The sequence below is a fragment of the Carnobacteriaceae bacterium zg-C25 genome, from assembly GCA_017945845.1.
GTDB lineage: Bacteria > Bacillota > Bacilli > Lactobacillales > Aerococcaceae > WM01.
This window is the reverse complement of record CP072828.1, coordinates 451,221-474,806: the sequence shown is the minus strand read 5'-3', so window position 1 is coordinate 474,806 and position 23,586 is coordinate 451,221. Positions and strand designations below refer to the sequence as shown.

The 23,586-nt window shown below is 36.0% G+C and carries 23 protein-coding genes; all 23 read right to left on the bottom strand.

Going from position 1 to position 23,586, the window contains the following annotated elements; all coding sequences use genetic code 11:
- Positions 1-13: 13 nt before the first annotated feature.
- Positions 14-1,369: a 16S rRNA (cytosine(967)-C(5))-methyltransferase RsmB gene (gene rsmB, locus J7S27_02295; protein QTU83368.1), complete on the bottom strand. Its 1,356-nt coding sequence runs from the start codon at positions 1,367-1,369 to the stop codon at positions 14-16.
- Positions 1,362-2,300, bottom strand: a complete 939-nt coding sequence (fmt, locus tag J7S27_02290) for a methionyl-tRNA formyltransferase (GenBank protein QTU83367.1) — start codon at positions 2,298-2,300, stop codon at positions 1,362-1,364. The genes rsmB and fmt overlap by 8 nt, the downstream gene beginning before the upstream one ends.
- Positions 2,301-2,310: 10 nt before the next feature.
- The gene (gene priA, locus J7S27_02285; GenBank protein QTU83366.1) at positions 2,311-4,683 is read right to left on the bottom strand and encodes a primosomal protein N'; all 2,373 of its coding nucleotides are present in this window, start codon (positions 4,681-4,683) and stop codon (positions 2,311-2,313) included.
- A 340-nt stretch (positions 4,684-5,023) separates the two neighbouring features.
- Positions 5,024-6,847 (bottom strand): translation elongation factor 4, encoded by a 1,824-nt coding sequence (gene lepA, locus J7S27_02280; protein QTU83365.1) that lies wholly within the window; start codon positions 6,845-6,847, stop codon positions 5,024-5,026.
- Between the two features lie 102 nt (positions 6,848-6,949).
- Positions 6,950-7,888 carry an HD domain-containing protein gene (locus J7S27_02275; protein ID QTU83364.1) on the bottom strand — a complete coding sequence of 313 codons (939 nt, stop codon included), beginning with the start codon at positions 7,886-7,888 and terminating at the stop codon, positions 6,950-6,952.
- Positions 7,889-7,897: 9 nt separating this feature from the next.
- Positions 7,898-10,657, bottom strand: a complete 2,760-nt coding sequence (locus J7S27_02270; GenBank protein ID QTU83363.1) for an AAA family ATPase — start codon at positions 10,655-10,657, stop codon at positions 7,898-7,900.
- Positions 10,647-11,870 carry a DNA repair exonuclease gene (locus J7S27_02265; protein QTU83362.1) on the bottom strand — a complete coding sequence of 408 codons (1,224 nt, stop codon included), beginning with the start codon at positions 11,868-11,870 and terminating at the stop codon, positions 10,647-10,649. The genes J7S27_02270 and J7S27_02265 overlap by 11 nt, the downstream gene beginning before the upstream one ends.
- A gap of 63 nt (positions 11,871-11,933) precedes the next feature.
- A complete protein-coding gene (locus J7S27_02260; protein QTU83361.1) occupies positions 11,934-12,278 on the bottom strand; it encodes a YlbF family regulator in 345 nt (114 codons plus the stop codon).
- Positions 12,279-12,429: 151 nt separating this feature from the next.
- Positions 12,430-13,272: a DNA-protecting protein DprA gene (locus J7S27_02255; protein ID QTU83360.1), complete on the bottom strand. Its 843-nt coding sequence runs from the start codon at positions 13,270-13,272 to the stop codon at positions 12,430-12,432.
- Between the two features lie 77 nt (positions 13,273-13,349).
- Positions 13,350-14,111, bottom strand: a complete 762-nt coding sequence (locus J7S27_02250) for an inositol monophosphatase family protein (protein QTU83359.1) — start codon at positions 14,109-14,111, stop codon at positions 13,350-13,352.
- A 1-nt stretch (position 14,112) separates the two neighbouring features.
- Positions 14,113-14,394: a UPF0223 family protein gene (locus J7S27_02245; protein ID QTU83358.1), complete on the bottom strand. Its 282-nt coding sequence runs from the start codon at positions 14,392-14,394 to the stop codon at positions 14,113-14,115.
- A gap of 19 nt (positions 14,395-14,413) precedes the next feature.
- Positions 14,414-14,740, bottom strand: coding sequence for a hypothetical protein (locus J7S27_02240; protein QTU83357.1), 327 nt, complete (start codon positions 14,738-14,740; stop codon positions 14,414-14,416).
- 127 nt (positions 14,741-14,867) lie between these two features.
- Positions 14,868-16,940, bottom strand: a complete 2,073-nt coding sequence (topA, locus tag J7S27_02235; protein QTU83356.1) for a type I DNA topoisomerase — start codon at positions 16,938-16,940, stop codon at positions 14,868-14,870.
- A 171-nt stretch (positions 16,941-17,111) separates the two neighbouring features.
- Positions 17,112-17,348: a YneF family protein gene (locus tag J7S27_02230; GenBank protein ID QTU83355.1), complete on the bottom strand. Its 237-nt coding sequence runs from the start codon at positions 17,346-17,348 to the stop codon at positions 17,112-17,114.
- Positions 17,349-17,575: 227 nt separating this feature from the next.
- Positions 17,576-18,115 (bottom strand): hypothetical protein, encoded by a 540-nt coding sequence (locus J7S27_02225; GenBank protein ID QTU83354.1) that lies wholly within the window; start codon positions 18,113-18,115, stop codon positions 17,576-17,578.
- Positions 18,105-18,353, bottom strand: a complete 249-nt coding sequence (locus J7S27_02220) for a DUF896 family protein (protein QTU83353.1) — start codon at positions 18,351-18,353, stop codon at positions 18,105-18,107. Before J7S27_02220 ends, J7S27_02225 begins: the two co-directional genes overlap by 11 nt.
- A gap of 2 nt (positions 18,354-18,355) precedes the next feature.
- A complete protein-coding gene (locus J7S27_02215; protein ID QTU83352.1) occupies positions 18,356-18,991 on the bottom strand; it encodes a thiamine diphosphokinase in 636 nt (211 codons plus the stop codon).
- A 1-nt stretch (position 18,992) separates the two neighbouring features.
- On the bottom strand, positions 18,993-19,637 hold the full coding sequence (locus J7S27_02210; GenBank protein ID QTU83351.1) for a ribulose-phosphate 3-epimerase: 645 nt from the start codon (positions 19,635-19,637) through the stop codon (positions 18,993-18,995).
- A 24-nt stretch (positions 19,638-19,661) separates the two neighbouring features.
- On the bottom strand, positions 19,662-20,540 hold the full coding sequence (rsgA, locus tag J7S27_02205) for a ribosome small subunit-dependent GTPase A (protein ID QTU83350.1): 879 nt from the start codon (positions 20,538-20,540) through the stop codon (positions 19,662-19,664).
- Positions 20,541-20,600: 60 nt separating this feature from the next.
- Positions 20,601-20,954, bottom strand: coding sequence for a YtxH domain-containing protein (locus J7S27_02200; GenBank protein QTU83349.1), 354 nt, complete (start codon positions 20,952-20,954; stop codon positions 20,601-20,603).
- 12 nt (positions 20,955-20,966) lie between these two features.
- Positions 20,967-21,380, bottom strand: coding sequence for a DUF948 domain-containing protein (locus tag J7S27_02195; GenBank protein QTU83348.1), 414 nt, complete (start codon positions 21,378-21,380; stop codon positions 20,967-20,969).
- On the bottom strand, positions 21,367-22,890 hold the full coding sequence (locus J7S27_02190; GenBank protein QTU83347.1) for a HAMP domain-containing histidine kinase: 1,524 nt from the start codon (positions 22,888-22,890) through the stop codon (positions 21,367-21,369). Before J7S27_02190 ends, J7S27_02195 begins: the two co-directional genes overlap by 14 nt.
- Positions 22,874-23,575: a response regulator transcription factor gene (locus J7S27_02185; protein QTU83346.1), complete on the bottom strand. Its 702-nt coding sequence runs from the start codon at positions 23,573-23,575 to the stop codon at positions 22,874-22,876. The genes J7S27_02190 and J7S27_02185 overlap by 17 nt, the downstream gene beginning before the upstream one ends.
- Between the last annotated feature and the right edge of the window lie 11 nt (positions 23,576-23,586).

Here is a 23,586-nt window from a genome sequence, read left to right as displayed (position 1 = left end):
CACCCTCCTTATTTTATTGTTTTTCTAATACGGCAATGAAAAATCCATCCGTATGAAATGCGTGTGGGAAAATTTCAATATACCCTTCTTGAGTATAACATTTTTCTGGCAAATCTAACACGTTTAATGGTACAACTTTATAATTTTGATGCTCCTGTAAAAAACGTCTTATCATATCTTGATTTTCCGTCTTAGTTAAGGTACACGTACTATAAATTAAACGCCCCCCCGTTTTTAACGTTGGTTCAACACTATTTAAAATGTCCCACTGTATTTTAGAAAGGTCGTGTACACCATCTAATAATTTAGTGTATTTAATATCCGGTTTACGACGCATTAACCCTAATCCAGAACATGGTGCATCAACAAATATTTTATCAAATGATTCACGTTTAAAGTTTTCATGAACAGATCGTGCATCCAATAATATCGGTGTGATTTTATCTTGCACGTTTAAACGTGTGGCATTTTCACGAATTAAATCAAGTTTGTGTTCATGTACATCTAAAGCGGTAACTTGTCCCGTTGTTAAAAATTGCGCCATGTGCGTTGTTTTGCCACCGGGTGCAGCACACGCATCCAAAACATTATCATCACCGTTCACATTTCCCGCTAGAGCGACTAGCATTGACGTTTCATCTTGAATCGTCACATCACCGTTAGAAAATAATGGCGATTGAGCAACTTGTCCAGAAACAACACGTATCCCAAAAGAAGACACTAGTGGACTTTCTTGTGTTTTAAACGTATCACGCAGTTGTTGTAAAATTTCTGGTTTGCCATTTGTGCGTACCGCAATATACGGTTTCCACAATAAACTTTCAAAAAGCGCAATCGCTTCACTTTTTCCACGATGTTTAATAAAATACTGAATCAACCAACTTGGTGCACTATATTTTATGGCTAAATGATCTAGTGTATCGTCCAACATCATGATATTGTCATAGTCGGTTTGACCATTGCGTACTAATTCATGAATAACACCGCGTGCAAAATTCACTAATTGTGCACCTGCTTTCATTCTGACAATTTCACTTGCTTGTGACAATACTGCGTAATCTGGAATACGATCTAAAAATATAATTTGAAACGCTGAAATGCGCAATACATTTCTTAACCACAATGGGATACGCGTTTTAACATATGGATCAATAATGGCATCTAGTGTCAAACGTCGTTGTGTCACACCGTACACAATTTCAGTTAATAAGGCACTATCTTCACTGCTAAGGGAAACATCATTAAGCACTTGTGATAATTTTAAATTCACATATGCACCATCTTGTTCGACCGCATTTAAAATTTGCATGGCTAAATAACGAACGCTTTTCTTTTTTTGTGCTTTACTACTGTATTTACTTTTATTCAAATTGATCACCTGTTTGTAGTGATGCACCAACACCACGTCTAAAGTCTGCAATAGACATTTTCCCTTTTCCCGCTGGTTGAACAACGCACAACTCTAAACTTGTATCATTCCCACAGCACACACTCATTGATTCTTTAGAAACAACGAGTTCTCCAATATTTCCTTTTCTATTTGGAGCAATACGACTTTCCCAAATTTTAAAGCGCTCTCCTTTTAATATCGTGTACGCTCCAGGCCACTCATTCATAGCACGAATATGGTTATGCACAGTGCGTGCATCTTTTGAAAAATCTAGCTTTTCTTGTTCACGACTTAATGCCGGTGAAAACGTGACGAGCTCTTCATTTTGTGGCACGGCGCGAATATTACCACTAAATAAATTTGGCAACACATCAATTAATGCATCACGTCCGACTAAACTTAATTTATCAAATAGCGTTGACACGTTATCACTTTCTTCAATTGGAATAGCAACTTGAGATAATACATCGCCCGCATCCATTTTTTTCTCCATATACATAATCGATACACCTGTTTCATGGTCGCCATTCATTAAGGCAAATTGAATGGGTGCGCCACCGCGATATTTTGGTAATAACGAGGCATGTACATTAATGGAGCGATATTTTGGATGATGTAATAAACTATCTGGTAAAAATTGCCCATACGCTGCAGTCACAATAAGATCTAACGGCATATTTAACAATGTGTCCAACTCCTCTGACGCCACTAATTTTTCCGGCTGGTATACTGGAATATTATAATTTACAGCCAACTGCTTAACTGGAGATGGTGTTAACACTTTTTTCCGACCAACTGGTCGATCGGGTTGTGTGACCACACCAACGACTTCATATGCGCTATCAATGAGTGCTTGTAAAATTGGTACGGAAAATTGAGGTGTTCCCATAAATAAAATTTTCTTTGTCATCTGCTCTCCTTTAAATAAACGATAACGGCTCAACATCAATTGATACGTATATTTTTTGCTTGCTTTTTTCTTGTGTAAATGCCAAAACGGCTTCTTGTAAAGGTTCTACACCCGCTTTATTTTTGTATTTCAGTAAGATTTGGAAATAATAATGATTATTAATACGTGCAATGGCGTGTGTTGATGGCCCTACAACAATTAAATCATCACTACGATACTGCTCAATAATCTTTTTCAATTCAAGTGCCGTTTTTAAGGCGGTTGCTTCACTATGATGTGAAATACTTAATCGTGTGGAAAAGAAAAATGGCGCATACTTTCCAAGGTGTCGCATTTTCATTTCTTGACGATAAAACATTTCGTAATTGTGTTGTTGTGACAATGTAATGGCGTAATGCTCTGGATTGTACGTTTGGATAATCACTTCTCCTGCCTTTTCACCACGTCCAGAACGACCAGCAACTTGTGTCAGCAATTGAAATGTTTTCTCACTGGAGCGAAAATCCGGCAAATTGAGTGAGGTATCTGCATTGATAACACCCACCAACGTAATATTTGGAAAATCCAATCCTTTAGCAATCATCTGCGTCCCTAATAAAATATCCGCCTTCCCACTACCAAAAGTGTCTAACAACTTTTCGTGTTGCCCTTTTTTACGTGTCGTGTCAACGTCCATGCGCACAACACGTGCATCGGGGAATAATTGATTCAATTCTTCTTCAACTTTTTGTGTCCCTAACCCGTAATAGCGAATATTTTTACTTTGGCAACTTGGGCAAATGTGTGGAATTTTTTCTTGATGATCGCAATAATGACATTTCATTGTTTTTGTGTCCATATGTAACGTCATCGAAATATCACAATTCGGACAAGGCAGTACATACCCACAATCTCGACACATTACAAACGATGAATACCCACGTCTATTCAACAAAAGCACCACTTGCTCTTTTTGATCTAATCGTGTTTGAATCGCCTCTTTTAACGACTGTGAAAACACATCAAAATTACCACTCTTTTTTTCTTTAGTCATATCGACAACTTGAACTGTTGGCAATGCTTTTTGATTTGCCCGTTGATTTAATAAAATATGTGTATACACACCTTTTTGTGCTCTTGCACGACTTTCCAACGACGGTGTCGCACTACCTAAAACAACAGGACAATGATGATACTGACCACGCATAATGGCAACATCTCTAGCGTGATAACGCACCGTATCCATTTGCTTGTAAGTGGTTTCGTGTTCTTCGTCAATAATAATAATCCCTAAATTATCTATTGGCGCATAAATTGATGAACGTGCGCCAACAACAATTGACGCTTCTTTTTTTCGAATTTTTGTCCATTCATCAAACTTTTCACCTTTCGACAATCCCGAATGCAAGACGGCAACGCGATTGCCAAATCGTCCTTTAAATTGATTGACCATTTGCGGCGTCAAAGCAATTTCCGGCACTAACATGAGCGCACTTTTCCCTTTTTGAATAACCTCTTGAATCAAGTGCATATACACTTCCGTTTTACCACTTCCCGTCACACCTTGTAATAAATACGTGTGGTGTTGGTGTTGTAATATAGATTGTTTAATCGTTAAAAAGGCATTTTGCTGCTCCTGATTTAGCACTTTTGCCACATTTAATGCAAACTGCTTTTCATTGAATGGATTACGATAATCGACAACAGATTCAATTGTTGCCCACCCTTGTTTCACTGCTGATTTAACCGTTGCTAAACTAACACCATTTTCATTTAATTCTTTCATATCAAGTGGTGTTTGTTTTAATAACAATTCATGTAATAAACTTAATTTTGGTGATCCTTTACGAATAACAACATCTTGCGTGTGGACTAAATGCACTAATTTACGCATTTTATGATTCGCTTTATCTTTAACAACGTAATCAACACGTATTTGTTGTGATTGAATGGCTTTTAAAACAAAGCGAATGCGTTCAACATCGACAATTTCATCCCAAGATAAACTCTCTTTAACAAACCAATCTGGTTTATCCGCTTCATTTCCAATCCACGTCAACGTTTTATCATAATCTACTTTTAATAAGGCGGGTAACATGACATGATAACAATTAATGGCAAAGGCAAACGTTTGTTTTGCCAACTGTTGACCTAGCGACACTAACTCACTGGTAAGCACTGGATAATCGTCCAATAATGAATGAATTGGTTTTAAATCATATTCACTGGATTGTTCTAAAATGACATCAACCACGTATCCTTGTACAATACGTGATCCAAAAGGTACACGTACACGAAAACCAATGCCAACATCTTCACGTAACGCATCCGGAATCAAATAATCATACGTTTGATTCGTTTGATGACTCGGTACATCAACAATAACTTTAGCAATCGTTAACATGGTTTCCTCCTTTTCGATTTCTTTTTAAACAGAAACTTTTTCCTTATATTATACCATAAAACCTTTAAAACATGGGATTGGTTACGCAAACGAAATATAGCCGTTACAAACATTAAACGATTGTTTTTTTGAAAACGAATGCAACAAAAATCAATTTAACATTATTTTTTTATTTAGTCATAGATGCTAATGATTTTGAAAAGTCACATTTTCCATTTATCACAATAGGTCATACCATTTAACACGCAAATAGCAAGTGCCATCAATTATAAACCGATACCACAAAAAAAGACTGTTGACCCTTTTACTGTCAACAGTCTACAAGATACAATACGTCCGACTATTCTTCACCGAGGTTTAAAACCGCCATGAATGCTTCTTGTGGAATTTCTACTGTTCCAACTTGTTTCATGCGTTTTTTTCCTTCTTTTTGTTTTTCTAATAATTTTTTACGACGTGATACGTCCCCACCATATAACTTAGCCGTTACATCTTTACGATACGCTTTAATATTTGTACGTGCCAATACTTTATTACCAACAACGGCTTGCACCGGCACTTCAAACATTTGGCGTGGAATCAATGTCCGTAATTTTTCAACCAATGCACGTCCACGTTGTTGTGCAAAATCTTTATGAACAATTGTACTAAAAGCATCAATGGCATCGCCGTGCAATAAAATATCCATTTTCACTAAATTACTTTGACGGTATCCAATCATATCGTAATCTAATGAAGCGTACCCTTTTGTACTTGATTTTAAGCTATCAAAAAAGTCATACACAATTTCAGCTAACGGCAATTCATAAATAACATTCACACGATTGGCATCTAAGTAATCCATTGTTAAAAACGTTCCACGTTTTCGTTGGCAAATTTCCATAACGGCACCAACAAAATCGTTTGGCACCATAATGCTAGCTTTAACATACGGTTCTTCAATTGTCGCGACGGTTGTTTGGTCAGGCATTTGTGCCGGGTTGTCAATAATCACTTGTGTACCGTCTGTTTTATTAACGTGATAAATAACCGACGGTGCCGTTGTAATCAAGTCCAAATTAAATTCTCGCTCTAATCGTTCTTGGATAACATCCATATGCAACAGACCTAAAAATCCTGTTCGATACCCAAATCCTAACGCTTGTGACGTTTCAGCTTCAAACTCTAAAGCAGCGTCATTTAATTGTAATTTTTCTAGTGCGTCACGTAAATCGTTATATTTAGACGAATCGGTTGGATATAACCCGCAATACACCATTGGATTCATTTTACGATACCCTTGTAATGCCTCTTTGGCTGGATTTGACGCCAACGTTACCGTATCACCAACACGTGTATCTTGAATGGTCTTAATACTTGCTGTTATGTAACCAACATCACCTACCATTAAGAAATCACGTTTAATGGGTTTAGGCGAGAAAATTCCAACTTCTACAACTTCAAATGTTTTACCGTTACTCATTAGTTGAATGGTGTCGCCCGGGCGAATAATGCCATTTTCCACACGTACATTCAGCACCACGCCTCGATAACTGTCATAGGCAGAATCAAAAATTAGCGCTTGGACAGGTGCCTGCAAATCACCTTGTGGTGCTGGTACTTTATGAACGATTTGCTCTAATAATTCATCAATTCCAATACCGACTTTAGCACTCGCTAACACAGCCTCACTAGCATCAATACCAATCACATCTTCCACTTCGTGACGGACACGTTCAGGATCAGCTGCCGGTAAATCGATTTTATTGATAACCGGTAAAATTTCTAAGTCGTTATCCAACGCTAAATACACGTTTGCCAACGTTTGCGCTTCAATACCTTGTGCCGCATCTACAACTAAAATGGCGCCTTCACACGCTGCTAAACTGCGTGACACTTCATAAGTGAAATCGACGTGCCCCGGTGTATCAATTAAATGGAAAATATAATCTTGTCCATCTTTTGCGGTATAGTTTAATTCAACGGCATTTAATTTAATGGTAATACCGCGTTCACGTTCTAAATCCATTGAATCCAGCAATTGATCTTCCATTTCACGTTCACTTACCGTTCCCGTTCCTTGCAAAATTCGATCTGCTAATGTGGATTTCCCATGATCAATATGGGCAATAATCGAAAAGTTTCGAATTTTCGATTGTCTTTCTTTCATCTGTTCTAAATTCATCTACACTATCCTTTTTTCAATAATCAACTCATTATATCAAGAAACATTCAAGTTGACAAAACAAAAAAAGATTACTTGTCTAGCAAGCAATCTTTTCTCACTTTACTGAATACCATGTTGGAAAAACATACGATTATCCAATCCGTATATTTTGTCTCCAAACGTACCAACTTCCACTTTTTCAAGTGATGTTGTCAACATATTCATAGTTGCATCAATCATATCGATATGGTGAATCAATTCTGCTTCCATCACTAATGGTCGAACAGGTGAGCCATATTCTAATTTACCATGATGTGCCAATACAACGTGCTTCAACAACACAACACTTTCGTGCGTATCGTCAATGTCTAACTCAATGCACGCTTTCGTAATTTCATCTGACATAATGACAATATGACCTAATAAATTACCCGGTAGTGTGTATTCTGTCGAAATGGCACCACTTAATTCAATGACTTTACCAATATCGTGCAACATAATGCCCGCCGTTAACAACGAACGGCTAAGTTGTGGGTATAACGTCAACAAGTGATTTGCAATACGCAACATGGATAACGTGTGAAAGCTTAGTCCGCCTACCATTGCGTGATGGTGGCGTTTAGCAGCTGGGTATTCATAAAATTGTTGTTTATATTTTTTATAAATATGACGTGTAATGCGTGCGATTGATGCGTCCGTAATCCCAAATAGACTGGCATTGATTTCTTCTTCAATCGCTTTAGCGTCCATTCCAACACGTTGCACAAATTCATCGATATTCGCATGTTCTAAAAGGGTTAACTTGGCAATACGAATTTGCGGTGTATTGTTATAGACTTCACGCTTCCCGGCTAATTGCACCACAACTCCCGAAATAAATTGTTCAATTTGTTGTGGTGTAGCTCCCCACAGTTTAGCATCCATTTGCCCACTTTTATCTTGAAACGTAAATGCAATATACGCTTTTTGATCTTTAGTCATGCGGACATCGGCACTTTTTATTAACAGTGGTAAAAGCATATCTTCTCCAACCTGATAGTCATGTAATTGTTTTTCCATAACGTCCTCCTATAGTGTTTTTAACGGAATAACTTTTGCGTTCGTTGCCGTAACATCACTTTGATACGTCAAATAAATGATTTGATGTGTTTTTGAAAACTCTTCAAGAATGGCAAGCATCGTTTGTCTGCGTTCTTCATCAAAATTCACAAAACAATCATCAATGATTAGCGGTAACGTCAGACGTTGCGACACACTTTTTATAAACGCTAATCGTAAAGCAATGTATAACTGGTCTAATGTTCCCATCGATAGTTCATATAACTCAAACCATGTATCGTCCTGTCTTTTGACGCGGAACCTATCGTCTTTAAATTGCAATGTAACATAGCGATTAGCTGTAATGCGTGTAAATAACTGTCCGGCATATTCTATAATCGTATCAATATTTTCGCTCTTACCGTTATGGAGTAATTTATCCAATAAACGTACGGCATATTGATAGGTAGCGACGGTTTGTATGCCTTCTAATACCGTATCTGACATTAATGCTAATTTTTGTTTTTCTTCGGCGTATTCTCCATCTGTTTCTAACACACGAATCGCTTCGTTTACTTTCGCTTGTTGTGCGAAATAGTCATTTTTTTGTTGTTGGATGTGTTCCAGTTGTTCTTGTAACTGCTGTGCATTTTCATTTTGAGTACGATCACTTAATCGTTCCATATAGGCACTAAGTTGTTTTTGTAACAAATCTTTTTCTTGTCTTAATTCTTTTTCATTTTGATAGCGTGACATCAATTGTTCAAAAGCACTTGGGCTATCCACATGAACGTGCTCAAATAAACGCATTTCATCATCATTTAATTGCAATAACTGATTTTTTACATGACGCTTATCTTTTTCATGAAATTGTTGTTGTTTATTTTTTTCATCCAACTTAACGGCTTCAACTTGCCATTTATCAACAAAGGTTTTAAATTGCGTCACCACATCTCGACGATACGCCAAAGAATTTTCTCGCATTTTTGACATACGCTCACCAAAAAATGAAAACACATCATCAAATTGCGCTAATTTTTGAACAGCTTGCATTTTTTGCGTTGACAATTGTCCGTAATTTTGGCGTAACTCAATCACATGTTGTAACGTACCATCAACAATCCTTTCTAACGACATTTTGTTAGAAATACCATGCGATACTTTATACGCATCAATCTGCTGTTGCACGTGTAATGCATTTTGTTGATTTTCGTTCAATGAATGGGTTAGTTGTGCCAGTTCTTCTTGTAAACGACTCTCTTCACGGTGGTAATGTTCAAATTGTTCTTGAATTTCTGATAGACGCTGTTGCTCTTGTAATCGATTGCTTTCTCTTTGACGACGTACTTTGTTTGAATGAAGAAACGCCATCATCGCGCCACATACACCTATCAGTACACCGACGACTAGCAGTATCCAGTTTGATAGACCACTTGCAACAACACTTAAAACAACACCTAGCATCAGTACAATAAGATATCCATACACGTTATTTTTTGGAGTAGCTGACATTTTACGAGATTGTCTTTTAGACGATGCTATTTCATTTTCCAACGCATCTTTACGTGTACGATGACTTTGTAAACGCTCGTTTATCTGATTTTGTTGTCGTGATAGCACTTGGGCATCTTGTTCCAGCGTACTAACTTGTTGCAATAGATTTCGTCCATGCTCATCGACCGTTACGTTCTCTTTTGGCAAATCATCTATTGTTAAAGACAACCGTGCCACTTCTTTTTCCAGTATGTCCTTTTGAATGTCTAATTGATAATCTGTAGTTGCAATATGTTTTAAAGTCTGTTCTACTTTTGGAAGTGTCATCACCGCCAGTTTAATGTCTGTTTCATGCTCAATAAACCATTGCAATTCATCGGAAATTACCGCCTCTTCTTTTCGTTCATCCATCACCAACAACTGTTTATTCAACGCTTCTTTTTTAATTTGAATGGATTCATATTGACGAAATACATTTTCGTCAAGTTGTGTTGTCGTGTACGTCATACGAGATAACTCTTGAAAACGTTCAAACGGTTTTTGATATTGTTCGATTACTTTTTCAAATTGCAGACGCTCTTCCAATTGTTGTTGCGTTTTATTCAATGTATCCAGCTGTTTTTGTAAAGTTGTTCGTCTACTTACAAAATCTGCGTACTCACGTTGTTGTTGTGCTAATCGCTCAACTTTTAGTGTTTGTTGATGATACGCTTCTAATTGCTGATTAACTACTGGGATAGACCCCTTTGGACGATAAAGATTATCACTTTGTTTTGTCCATTCATCTTTCCATTTAAAAAATTGTTCACTACCCGATAACCCAATCGTTAAAAAATAGCGATTTAAATTTTCTTTTTTAATCGCATCTAAAGATTGTAATTGGTTTAGCGTTAATGAAAAAAAATCTTGATATAGCGATAACGTTACTCCCGCAAGCATGTCATCTAACTGTTGTTGCGATAATTCAACACCATCATGCGTTTGAATCGAATTAACAACTTGCTTACCTTTATGTAATCTTTCAATGCTGATGTGTCCATACGGTGTATCATCCAAAATCAATTTTCCGCCATATGCCGAATATTCTTTTGGTATATACGAATTAAAAGTTTTTTTCGTTGTTTTTGATGTTTTCGTTGTTTTCGGCAAACCAAATAACATACTTTGAATAAACGATTGTAAAGTTGATTTTCCCATTTCATTGCGCCCTAAAAAAGCGATAAAATTATCATTCACATCAATCGTTTTATTATGCCATTTCCCGTAACCGTAAATGACAATTTGTCTAATCTTCATTTGCTTCACCACCTAACATCTCATTCACTAACTGTACGCTTGATTGATGTACCGCATTAAAAAAATCAGGGTTTTTTATTTGCTCTTTAAAATATTGTTGAATCCATTTATTACTTAACAACTCTTTCATACTTTCAGACATCTCTTCAAATAAAGCAGATTTTTGCACTGTTTCCCAAAGTTTAGACATGTCATCATTGAGTAAAACACTTGCTTTTTTTACTTGTGGAATCAACTTAATATTGACTAACTGATACAGTCCCTTACTACCCACTTCTAAAATAGCGTCATCTCGAAGTTGTTCTATTAAGTTTTTTGAAACATTTTCGTCATAATAAATATCCAATTTCACCAAAAATAACGACGTCTCTTTTTGAGCATTACCGTCTTGATGTGTTTTGTAAAGTGCTTCAATTTGCTCTAAAACGTTCATAAATGTACGATCACTAGATAATTCAATACGCTCTTTTATCCATACAATTGGAGCCGTATCAACTTTTTCTAAATGGACTTGAGCATGTGGATTTAAATGCACTAAATAACCACCTTTATCGCCAACTTCATTACTATGCAATCCTTGAATATTCCCGGAATACGCCACTAATGGTCTTTCGGAAATAATGCCTCTTTGGTGAATATGTCCAAGCGCCCAATAATCATAGCCGAACTCGGCTAACTGTTGTATTGTAAATGGTGCATAACCACCTTCCCCCATTTGCCCATGGAGCATACCAATATGGTACGTGTGTGGTTTTTTGTGTGGGAATGCTTGCCATTCTACTTGTTCAATATGATTGCGATAATAACTAAAACCGCTCACCACTAGCGTTTCATTGGATTGTGTTGTCAATTCAACACTCGACACCTTTTCATTTAAAACATGTACACCTTTTGGTACGTCAATTAATAAAGGACCTGTATAATAATCATGATTTCCAAAACTCAAAACAACCGAAATATTCGCTTCAATTAAACGAGACAGCTGTTGATGTAAAAACATCTGCTCTCGTACATCCGGTTGTACACTATTAAACGCATCTCCCACAATGAGTACCGCATCCACTTTTTCCGTAATCGCTCTATCAATTAGGCGTTCCAGTGACGTACGTGTCGCATTTTGAATTTGTTGGAATATCGTTTCTGATAGTCGTTTAAGTGATTTAAAAGGGGTATCCAAATGTAAATCGGCGATATGTAAGACTTTGACACTCATAATTTCTCCTGTAAAAAAAGGAGAATCACCTACGTATTCTCCAAATCGTTAATTTAACCTATTTTAGACATTATACAATTCTGATAAAGGTTTCGTAATAATGTTATTTAACTCTCCAATCAACGCACTAACCGCTTGTTCTGATTTGACTAATTCTAAAATCAATGCGTTTTCTTGTGCACGTTTTGAAATTTCTTCTGCTTCAATTAAATCTTGCTCAGTTGGTTGTTCACCTGTTTCTTGAAAATGTTGGAATTTTTTAGTTAATCCTTTAAAGGCTTCAAATTCTTTTTTAGCTACCGCATCATTTTCAATTGCAGCAAAGGCGTTTTGCAATGCCACAAACGCTTCACTTTGTCTAAACTCTCTTTCTAATTGGTTGGCTGTATCATAAATATTTACGCTCATCATTTATCTCCTTTTATATGTGTTACAGTTATTATATCATTTTTTGACCATTTTGTAACGCCTTACATTTACATTATTTTGTCATGTGATCACTATGATTTATCGATGCCTTGCCTAAAGCAACTAACCGACTATTAGCATTACGAACAATTTAATAAGCATCATCCAACGCCTCTTGTAAATCCGTTGCACACAAATAAATTCGTGCACCTTCTTGAATCAACGAATTGCCACCATTACCAAAATCTTCAAATAAATTGTGCGGTGGCACAACAACCTCTTTATTTTGCTCAAGTGCTACGTACGCATTTAATAAATGGCTACTCTTTTTTGAACATTCCAACACACAAACCACCGAAGACAACCCAACTAATAATTGGCGATGTCTCAACAAACTCGTTTTACGAAACGGAACATTTAAAGGATATTCACAAATGACTAGTCCTGTTTTATAAGCGTGATTTTCTAAAAATAAGTGTTTTAATGGATATTGTTTATCAAAACTACTACCCAACACTAAAATACTACGTATTCCATTTTTATTGGCGTAATCATAAAGATACCGCGTACTATCAAACAAAATTGACGCTACAATCGTTTTACCTTTTAACGTCGACACCATATCATCAATCACTTGTTCGGCATAAAAACTCAACTCATTTTCTGCTACAAATGTTATTCGCTTATGCGACAACAAGCCAATATTACCTTTATACGATAAAACTAGTGGCGGAAAATGCATCGCTTTTAAACTTTCTGGATAGTGATCATCGAAAAAAGTCAGCAAACGAATAGACTGTGTATCGTATATTTTTTTAATATCTCGATATTCCTGACGATAGGCACACAATTGATCATGCTGTTTCATTGAAAAATTAAAATAATGGCAAACTTCTTCTATTGAAAAATTCTTCATTAACAACTCAATAAAAAGGTGCATGTCTTTGTCATTTCCCATTTGATAATGCCAAAACACAATAACTAATTCACGCATAGATACAACCCTCCATACGATAACATTACCGAAAAAATACAAATATACACAAAAAAAGAGAGAAAATTTCATTCTCTCTACTTATCTAAAATTTCTTTATGTGTTGTTGGGGTTGCTGCTAACAATGTTGTTTTTTGCAATAATTGAATCGGCTCACCATTAAAATCCGTAACCACTAAACCTAATTCTTTCATAAAAATTAACCCTGCCATGTAGTCCCATGGATTTAAAAAGACGCAAACATATCCACCATGTTGCCCATTGATTAAACGGATAAACGATAACGCAGCCGAACCGACAATACGCAACCCTAAACTAGCACGCAACTTATCTTCAAATGAAACAGGATCTAAAAAGAATGTATTTGCTGAAATGTTTAACAAACTATTTTTTAAATCTGTGTCTTCAACAACGGGTAAAACTACACCATTTTTAGTTGCACCATGCCCTCTTTGTGCCGCGTACAACTCTTTAGACATGACGTCATAAATAAACCCTAACTCACCGACACCGTTACGATAGTACGCAATCATCACTGCAAAATTTTGCTTTTCTTTCACAAAATTTAGTGTCCCATCAATTGGATCTATAATCCAAACATCGCCGTCTAAATGATCGATTTTTTCTTGATGAATGCCCTCCTCACCTAAAACACGATGCGTTGGGTAATCTTTTGCAATCTTTTCTTTAAACAGTGTTTCCACTTCTTTATCAACATTTGTAACGACATCGGCTAACGATGTCTTTTGATTCACTTCTAACGGTTGCGACATGCGTTCTTTAATTAATTCACCAATCTCTAATAACCACGTTTCAATATTTTGTTTAATTGCTTTCATCTTATTCTCCTAAATAAATTTTTGATTTGCCATCATTATTTTTAGCGTGTTGTACAACTTTATACAACACATAACCCGATACATTTTCAAATTCTCTACCGATGCGCTTTTCTTCACCGATCGACGTTATAACTGTTTTGAAATCCGCATACGCCTTTAAAAAATCCGCTTTTAAAATTCCCGTTTCATAAGCTTTTTCTACAGCGTTAAACAGTGTGATGACCTTTGTCATTTCAATATGACTCCACGTATAATCAATGGGGTATTCATAATTTTTTGTCATATTCTCTCCTTACGTTTTATTAACTCATAGCCAAAGTTGTCGTTGTCCGCTTCATCGTATAGGCATAATATTTGTCGTAGTAAATACTAAATAAAAGTGTCACAATAAACTTACCCATTTGATATTGTTTTGTATAATAAAAAGCACATAACACCACAACAAACAATAAAAATACCCAGAATGGATAGCGACGATACATTTTAAAGCAATCGCCATCATGCGCTACGACTGATGGAGTTTCATACCATTTTCCAATTTTAGCAAATAAACGGATATCTTGGCTAGATGTATCCACCGTAATGACATCATCGTTCACTCGCTGATCAATTTGGCTTTTGGAACTCATTATCTTCACCAGCCCACTAACTTGCCGTCTATCAATCATCACTCGTGACATGTTTATACCCCTTTTTTCTGTTTGTATATCTATTATACCAAAAAATCCAATCCGTTTAACAGATTGGATCATTTTTTTATTTTTGAACAGTTTCTTTATAGTCACACTCGCTACATGCAATTTGTTTACCACCGCGTACTTTTTTCTCTACTAAGTAGTGAGCACATTTTGGACAACTTCTATCTAACGGTTTATCCCACGATACAAACGCACATTCTGGATATAAAGAACAACCATAAAATAGTTTATTTCGTTTTGATTTACGTTCTAAAATATCGCCTTTATGACACGTCGGACACGTCACACCAATTTTTTTCATAATGGCTTGCGTATTGCGACAATCCGGGAAATTAGAACACGCATAAAACTTACCAAATTTACCAATTTTAATAACCATTTCATGCCCACAATTTTCGCAATCAAATCCAGCGGGTTCATCTTTAATGTCAACTTTATCAATTTCTTGCTCGGCTTTTTGTAAATACTGACTAAACGGTTGATAAAACACATCAATGACATCTTGCCATACTTTTTTACCGTCTTCCACACCATCTAAATCAGATTCCATATTTGCCGTAAATGTAACATCGACAATATCCGGGAAAAAGTCGTTAATGAGTTGATTAACAATGGCACCCAACTCGGTTGGCTCAAATCGTTTAGAAACTAATTTAACGTAGTAGCGACGTTGAATGGTGTCTAACGTTGGCGCATACGTACTTGGACGACCGACACCATTTTCTTCAAGCGCTTTAATTAACGTCGCTTCTGAATAACGTGCAGGTGGTTGGGTAAAGTGTTGATTAGAATCGTTATCTTTAATTTTGACAACATCGCCATTTTCCAATTGAGGTAGTCGATTGTTTTTTTCTTTTGTTCCTTCGACACTCTCTTCATACACTTTTAAAAACCCTTGAAATTTGACGTTTGATCCATTCGCTCTAAATTGTACATTATTTTGTTCAATAGTTGCTTGTACCGTATCGTAAATAGCTGATGACATTTGGCTCGCCACAAATCGTGCCCAAATTAATGAATACAGTTTTAACTGCTCTTTCGTCAAATATTTTTCAATACTATTCGGTGTTCGGAATACACTAGTTGGTCGAATTGCCTCATGAGCATCTTGCGCACCTTGTGGACTCTTGCCTTGACGAAGTGTCCCTACATATTCTTTACCATGTTCTTGTGTAATATACTCTACAGCTTCATGACGCGCCACATCTGATACGCGCGTAGAATCGGTTCGCATATACGTAATTAAACCGACAGTCCCTAAACGCCCTAACGGAACACCTTCATACAACTGTTGTGCAATCGCCATAGTACGTCCCGTTCTAAAATTCAATTTACGCACCGCTTCTTGTTGTAAATTACTCGTTGTAAATGGTAAAGCTGGTTGACGTTTACGTTCTTTTTTAACAACTTGTGTCACCAAATACGTTGCATCTGTCAATTGCTTTTGAATATTTTCCACATCTTCTTTAGTATTCAGTTGTACCTTTTTACCTTTTACACCATAAAACTGTGCACCAAAAACCGTTTTATCTTTAATGAAATTCGCATCAATCGTCCAATATTCTTCAGGTTTAAATTGTTGAATAGCCTTTTCACGATCAATAATTAATTTTAACGCCACCGATTGAACACGTCCGGCACTCAACCCTTTTTTCACCTTTTTCCATAAAATTGGCGAAATCGAATACCCAACCAGTCTATCCAATACACGACGTGCTTGTTGTGAATCCACTAAATTCATATCAATGGCACGTGGTGTTTTAAACGCATTTTTAACCGCATCTTTAGTGATTTCATTAAAAACAACACGAATTGGCTGTGTCGCATCTAATCCTAATAAATGAGATAAATGCCACGCAATCGCTTCCCCTTCTCTATCCGGGTCACTTGCCAAATAGACATGTTGCGCTTTTTGTGCATATTTTTTTAACTCTTTAATCAAATCACCTTTACCACGAATGGCAATATAGCTTGGTTCATAATTGTTTGCAATATCAACACCCAATTTACTTTTTGGTAAATCGCGTAAATGCCCTTTACTCGCTACAACTTTATAATTTTTACCTAAATATTTTTCAATTGTTTTTGCTTTTGCGGGCGATTCAACAATGACTAAATTTTTATAACTCATCTTTTTCCCTATCTTTGTTCCCATATTCATCGTTATTCATAATAATTGACTCTATGAGTGATGTCAAATAAATAAAGAGCATAGACGTTAAAAATCGTCAAACGCTTTCTATTTTATACTGAAAGAAAAAACTGTTGATACACGTGTTATCAACAGTTTTCTAATACAAAATTACTTTTTAGATGATTTACGTTTTGATTGCATACGCATAGATTGCACAATTTGTTGTACTTTCTTTTCAGAAGGTTTTTGTCCCATTTGTGCCATCATTGTACGAATCATATTGTCATCAATCGGTGGGTTTTCTTCAAAATATTTCATCATTGAACGACGTGCAATGAAAAATCCACCGACAGCTCCTAGTGCTGCTGCAAGTAATGCAATCAATACTACGAATACTGGTTCCATACGTTTTCCTCATTTCTTAAAGTCAATATGTTCATATTTTACATAAATTTATAAAAAATTTCAATTATTTTCATATCCTTTTAAATACAGTTTCAAAAATAGCCATCATATAAAACCATGTGTCAACATACCGCTAATGATCATTATAGCGATATAAACCCACTTATGCGACAATCGCTTATACACTTTTTCCATGATACGCCTCAAATTTTATACATCAATTATTTTTAAAACGTTTTTTTCGGGTGTTTATCGACAACCCACTGTCCTTCTTTCAATGCCTGTTTGCCTTTTTCAGTTAAGCAATAGCCACGAATTGTGATTTTATTTGCTAATTCATCTTCGGTGTAATGCAATTTAAGCGTTTCATCCAACTCATCACGTTTCATTTTTGATAATCCCGTCACTTGCTTTTCTTTGAGTAACGCTTTAACTTGCGCGCTATTGATGTGATCTAACGAATCAAATACCGATTCTAAAAGCACATAACCATCTTTAATTAATTGCTTCATGCGTGCTGGTCCATCAATCCCATACGTATATTCAAAATATTTTGAATACGGCATTTCAGTTGTAAATGTTCCAAAATTGACACGCCACAATATCATAATGTCCCCCGGCAACAACCCATTTTCTAAACGCGTCATGTACAATTTACTCACTAATTTTACAGGAACTTTTTTTAAAAACGCCTCAACATCACGTTCCGGACTAATGTACGGCATTTCGGGATGATCACGATATAATTCATGCAATTTATTCAACATGGCGATTGTGTAATCCTTTTTCTTTTTGAATTTGCTTTAACTTTTCAGGCGTTACATCCGTACCTTCAGGATCAATGAATTTTAACCCCTCGATATGATGACGCATCCCTTTTCTAAACGTCTCTAAATATTCACTGCGCAACGCTTGTTGCTCCATTTTTTCGTCGGCTGACAACTCTTGTACCTTTGATTTTTTTGCCAACTCGTTAATTCTTGCTAATTTTTCTTTTGATAACATTTTTAATCCTTTGTTTGTAATACAATTATTTTTCCTTTTGAAAACGACACACACATCGTCTCGTCCACAAACTCGTTACTAATATAAGCAACGCTCTGTTGTAAATCTCTTTCTAGTAGCGGGTATTTGACATTTTTCAACGTGAGGTGTTGTATCGGCTCCACACTAATAAATGATAAGTAACGTTTATCTGCTTGCTTTGTTAAGACATGTTTTCCCGGCAATAAAAATTGCATCGTATTGGTGTCATCGATCAATTTGATTTTGTGCAACACATTGAAAAATCGTTCTTCAAAAACCAACCAAACATTGCATAACGTATGATCCAAACGCTTTCCATTGAGCGCACCAAAAATATTGATTTCATCAATATTTTCCCAACCATACTGTTCAATCATATAGCTAAGTGCATATTGTAAATCGGTATCATCTTTCTCAGCAGGTAACACCACCACTTCAGTAGCGTTTTGTACCGTCACCGAATCAAAATCACCAATGGCATAATCTAAAGTGTAGCCATGATCAATGAGCAATTTAGCGCCACCATCGACACCAATTAAAACATCAAAATCGTATTCGTTAAACTGCTGGCAAAAAGGAAGCTTATTCCCAGCATAAAACGTCATTTTCACACCCATATTACGCCTCTTTTAAACGATCTATCGCCACTTTAACGTCTTTGGCATCATAAATATATGATCCCGCAACGGCAATGTCCACGCCAGCGTCTTTGCACCATTTTGCCGTTTTATCGTTAATGCCGCCGTCTACTTCTATTAAATAGTCGTATCCTTTTTCTTGACGTAATGCATTTAACTGTTTCACTTTATCTAGCGTTTCAACAATAAAACTTTGCCCACCAAAACCGGGATTAACCGTCATCACTAACACCATATCCACTTGGTTTAAAACAGGTTCGATTAAACTTACTGGTGTAGCGGGATTGATGACCACACCACACTTAATATGATGCCCTTTAATTTGTTGTAACACACGATGTAAATGTTTCGTTGCTTCAACGTGAACTGTAATGTAATCTGCACCCGCTTTTGCGAACGCATCAATAAATCGTTCAGGTTGATCAATCATTAAATGAACATCTAATGGTAACGTCGTTACTTTTCGTAAAGCAGACACAACATTCGGCCCTAAAGTAATATTAGGAACAAACTGTCCATCCATTGCATCAATATGAATTAAGTCAGCACCTAAAGAGGCTACCAATTCCACATCACGTTGTAAATTCGCAAAATCTGCACTTAAAATTGAGGGAGCAATTTTCATTTTGTTTCTCCTATTTTCCAAATATTATTTTTTACCATATTGTATTGGTCGCAATTCAATTTCTTGTCTAAATTGTAAATAATTTTGATACCGTTGTGTCAACGGATAAGATGAATTTAAAGCTTCTTTAACAGCACATCCCGGTTCATTTAAATGCACACACCCACGAAAACGACAATTGTTTGATAAATGATTGAAATCTTCAAAATACGTAGGCAACTCCGTTAGTGTAATGTCACTTAAATCAATCGCACTAAATCCAGGGGTATCCGCAATATAGCAACCGTTCACATCATGAATTTCAACGTGACGTGTCGTATGCTTCCCACGATTTAAATAACTCGAAATTTCAGCCGTTTCAAGTTGCAATGTGGGTAACAATTGATTTAACAGCGTTGATTTCCCTGCACCCGATTGTCCCATTAAAACAGACAATTTAGATTTTAATTGTTGCTGAAGATTTTCAAACGCATTGTCTTCATGCCCTAAAACAACAGGGTATCCCATCTGTTCATAATGATTTAGCATGTCCATCATTTCTGGTGTAACAGGTGATAAATCCCCCTTACTCACATAAATAATTGGGGCGATATTATTTTTTTCTAACGTGACAATATAACGATCCAATAAATTCAATGAAAAATTCGGTTCAACAACAGACATCACAATGACAGCACAATCAATATTGGCAATAGACGGTCTAATCATTTCATTTTTTCTCGAATGCACATCTAAAATACGCCCTTCTTTTTGATTCGTATAATCAAAATCAACAATGTCCCCCACCAAAGGCGAAAATTGTTGCTTTCTAAATTTTCCCCGACCTCTCGTTTGATAAATTTCATTATCACTCAAAATATAATAAAATCCGCTTAACGCTTTTACAATTTGTCCTGTTTTCATGTTTTCCTCAAAATACAAAAAAGAGAATCATACGACTCTCTTTCATGGATTAGTCATCTATTATTGTGATACTTTTTCAGTTACTTCGGAAAGTTTTGCAGTTAATGCTTCTTTTTTGTCATTAAGCGCTTCTGTTAATGCATCTGTTTTTTCTGCCAACGTATCCGCTAATTCATCTTTTTTATCATTGAATTTTTCAACTAATGAATCGGTTGTATCTTTAGTTGCTGTCAACAACTCTTCACCTTTAACCGTTAATAACTCCATGTAATCTAACGCAATAGCTTTTAAGTCTTCTGATTTATCCAATAAATCTTCACGCAGTTCTTTGCCTGATTTTGGTGTAACCAATAAAGCAATTCCTGCACCAACTAATGCACCTACAATTAATCCTGGAACAAATTTTTTACACATATTCAATTCCTCCTATTTTTTGAATTGTCTAATAATTCTATTTAAAGAACTAGCCGTTTTGACGACTGAATTGTTTCTTGTTTGACGTTTTACCGTAAAACGTTTTGCCGCTAAGTTAGCTGTGCGATTAATGTCTGAAACACTCACACCCACATCACCAATAGCCGTAAATAAAGGATCTGTTTTTTCTAACTTTCCATTAATATCATTGAGTAATAAGTTACTTTTATTCAATAATCCTTGCACTTCAACTGATAAATTGTCTACATCGTTTGTCACGACATTTACTGTACGTTTTACTTCGCCCATTGTTTCATTGACCGTACCTAAAATTTTTGTCACTTTTTGAACGGTCAAAATAATAAAAGCGACTAATACAATGACCGCAACAAGTAGTAACGCTAATAAAATATCAATTAATGACATGTTTCCCCTCCTTATGTTGCTGTGTTTTTTGCTTGGCTTGCGCTATTTTAGTTGAATCGGTAATAATGGGAAGTTCAATTCTAAATATTGAACCACTGTTGATTACACTCTCAACGTGAATTGTCCCTTTATACCCTTCAATTAATTCTTTAGCAATGGATAAACCTAGCCCATTACCACCTTTATGTCTTGAACGTGCTTTATCAACACGATAAAAACGTCCAAAAACTTTAGCAATATCTTCTTCACGAATACCTTCACCATAATCTTGTATCGAAATTTGAACGTGATTTACAGTAGACGATAACGAAATATGAATGTATGGTTTATCTGTTGAATATTTTACCGCATTATCCAACAAAATGATAAACACTTGCTCTAAATGATGTCGCGCAATAGGTACAAATATTTCTTTGTTTTTATCGCCATCTATTTCTAACGTAAACGTAAAGTCTTCATTTATTATAACAAAATTTTGATGAATTTGGTAGATAAGGCTCAACACTTCCGTCACTTCGTTTTTATAATTGATGCCGACTTGCTCTGCTCTAGATAAATCTAACATTTCTTGAACAAGTGTTTTCATCCGTTCAATTTCATTGAGTGAGGCATGCAGCGACTCTTCTAAAACTTGGGGATCGTTTTTTCCCCAGCGATTTAGCAATTTCAAATGCCCTTCTACAATGGCAACGGGGGTTCGTAATTCATGTGAGACATCTTCAACGAATTGTTTTTGTTGATTGATATACAAATCCATTGTATCTAATAATTCATTAAAACCAACAGACAATTCCATCAACTCATCTGAACGGCGTTTGGATAAATCCATCCGTTTTTTCGTCTCGGCATCTTCTTTTAAACTCGCCATTGTTTGTGCCATATGTTTAATGGGTAAAAATAAATATAACGATATGCCATATGCCAATACAACACATATCACACTAGCAATTAATGAGATGGTAATATAATTTTGATACATTTCATTAATGCGTGCATGATAATTTTTAAGTGTATACACTAATTGAACGTAACCCGGTTGACTTTGCTGACCAATTTGCAATGAATGCGTAATAATAATCGCTTCTTTGCCATGATACATCACGACTTGCGGATGATTAAAAAAGGCATTTTCAATCACATCTCCACGCAAACCAGCACTTTCAAAAACCACCTTACCAGAAGCATCGACAATACGCCCTAGTACACCGTCGCGTTGTAACGTAGACGATAAATAATCGTATTCACGATTCGCTTTGTCGGGATTAAATAACTGTTCATAATCTAACGGCGAACGAACCGAATTATCCTTTTCAACAAAGGCAATAATTTGTTGTGAAGATTTTTGTGAAATCACTTTTTCTGATTCGAATTGGTTATGTCGCAACACCAAAATCATCGTAAATGAAATTAACAAATAGAACGTAATAAACGCAAAACTTAATAACCACGTCCATTTCCAACGAATAGATAAGCGGTTTAACTGTTTAATTCGATTAAGAACGGATAACATAACCGGTACCACGCACTGTTTGAACGTAACTGATTTGTCCGGGAACATCTATTTTATTACGTAAGTAACGAATATAGACGTCGACAACGTTCGTTTCTACTTCTGGCTTATAGCCCCAAACACGTTCTAATAACACATCACGAGATAAGACGACATTGATATTTTCCATTAGGATCAGTAATAATTCGTATTCACGTTTTGTTAAATCGATAATTTCATCACCGCGTTTAACAATACGATTTTCTTTTTCAATGGTTAAATCTTTATACGTTACTAACGTTTGTTTTGAAGATTTGGATTCTTCACTCACTTCAATGCGTCTAAACAACGCACGTAAGCGCGCTAATAACTCTTCAATCGCAAACGGTTTCACAATATAATCATCTGCCCCCTGATCCAATCCCGAAACACGATCAATAACGGAATCTCTTGCCGTCATAATAATAATCGGCGTATCTTTAACAGGACGAATACGACGACAAACCTCTAAACCGTTTAACTCGGGTAACATCAAATCAAGTAAAATCACATCAAAATCTTGAGATAACGCCGTTTCCAAACCTGTACGACCATTATGGCAAATTACGGTTTCATAACCTTCATGATGCAATTCTAAATCAACAAATCGCGCTAAATTTTTCTCATCTTCAATGATAAGTATACGTTTTTTACTTGTTTTATCCATATCTCCTCCTA

Excerpts from the sequence above, each read along its gene's own strand:
- J7S27_02190 (QTU83347.1), bottom strand. The coding sequence starts at position 22,890 with ATGTTATCCGTTCTTAATCGAATTAAACAGTTAAACCGCTTATCTATT.
- J7S27_02215 (QTU83352.1), bottom strand. The coding sequence starts at position 18,991 with ATGGGTGTGAAAATGACGTTTTATGCTGGGAATAAGCTTCCTTTTTGC.
- topA (QTU83356.1), bottom strand. The coding sequence starts at position 16,940 with ATGAGTTATAAAAATTTAGTCATTGTTGAATCGCCCGCAAAAGCAAAA.
- J7S27_02250 (QTU83359.1), bottom strand. The coding sequence starts at position 14,111 with ATGAAAGCAATTAAACAAAATATTGAAACGTGGTTATTAGAGATTGGT.
- J7S27_02255 (QTU83360.1), bottom strand. The coding sequence starts at position 13,272 with ATGCGTGAATTAGTTATTGTGTTTTGGCATTATCAAATGGGAAATGAC.
- J7S27_02275 (QTU83364.1), bottom strand. The coding sequence starts at position 7,888 with ATGGAAAAACAATTACATGACTATCAGGTTGGAGAAGATATGCTTTTA.
- J7S27_02195 (QTU83348.1), bottom strand. The coding sequence starts at position 21,380 with ATGTCATTAATTGATATTTTATTAGCGTTACTACTTGTTGCGGTCATT.
- J7S27_02270 (QTU83363.1), bottom strand. The coding sequence starts at position 10,657 with ATGAAGATTAGACAAATTGTCATTTACGGTTACGGGAAATGGCATAAT.
- J7S27_02185 (QTU83346.1), bottom strand. The coding sequence starts at position 23,575 with ATGGATAAAACAAGTAAAAAACGTATACTTATCATTGAAGATGAGAAA.
- J7S27_02265 (QTU83362.1), bottom strand. The coding sequence starts at position 11,870 with ATGAGTGTCAAAGTCTTACATATCGCCGATTTACATTTGGATACCCCT.
- priA (QTU83366.1), bottom strand. The coding sequence starts at position 4,683 with ATGTTAACGATTGCTAAAGTTATTGTTGATGTACCGAGTCATCAAACG.
- J7S27_02245 (QTU83358.1), bottom strand. The coding sequence starts at position 14,394 with ATGACAAAAAATTATGAATACCCCATTGATTATACGTGGAGTCATATT.
- J7S27_02240 (QTU83357.1), bottom strand. The coding sequence starts at position 14,740 with ATGAGTTCCAAAAGCCAAATTGATCAGCGAGTGAACGATGATGTCATT.
- J7S27_02225 (QTU83354.1), bottom strand. The coding sequence starts at position 18,115 with ATGTTGAATAAATTGCATGAATTATATCGTGATCATCCCGAAATGCCG.
- fmt (QTU83367.1), bottom strand. The coding sequence starts at position 2,300 with ATGACAAAGAAAATTTTATTTATGGGAACACCTCAATTTTCCGTACCA.
- J7S27_02230 (QTU83355.1), bottom strand. The coding sequence starts at position 17,348 with ATGGAACCAGTATTCGTAGTATTGATTGCATTACTTGCAGCAGCACTA.
- J7S27_02260 (QTU83361.1), bottom strand. The coding sequence starts at position 12,278 with ATGAGCGTAAATATTTATGATACAGCCAACCAATTAGAAAGAGAGTTT.
- rsgA (QTU83350.1), bottom strand. The coding sequence starts at position 20,540 with ATGAAAACAGGACAAATTGTAAAAGCGTTAAGCGGATTTTATTATATT.
- J7S27_02220 (QTU83353.1), bottom strand. The coding sequence starts at position 18,353 with ATGTTATCAAAAGAAAAATTAGCAAGAATTAACGAGTTGGCAAAAAAA.
- lepA (QTU83365.1), bottom strand. The coding sequence starts at position 6,847 with ATGAATTTAGAACAGATGAAAGAAAGACAATCGAAAATTCGAAACTTT.
- J7S27_02210 (QTU83351.1), bottom strand. The coding sequence starts at position 19,637 with ATGAAAATTGCTCCCTCAATTTTAAGTGCAGATTTTGCGAATTTACAA.
- J7S27_02200 (QTU83349.1), bottom strand. The coding sequence starts at position 20,954 with ATGTGTAAAAAATTTGTTCCAGGATTAATTGTAGGTGCATTAGTTGGT.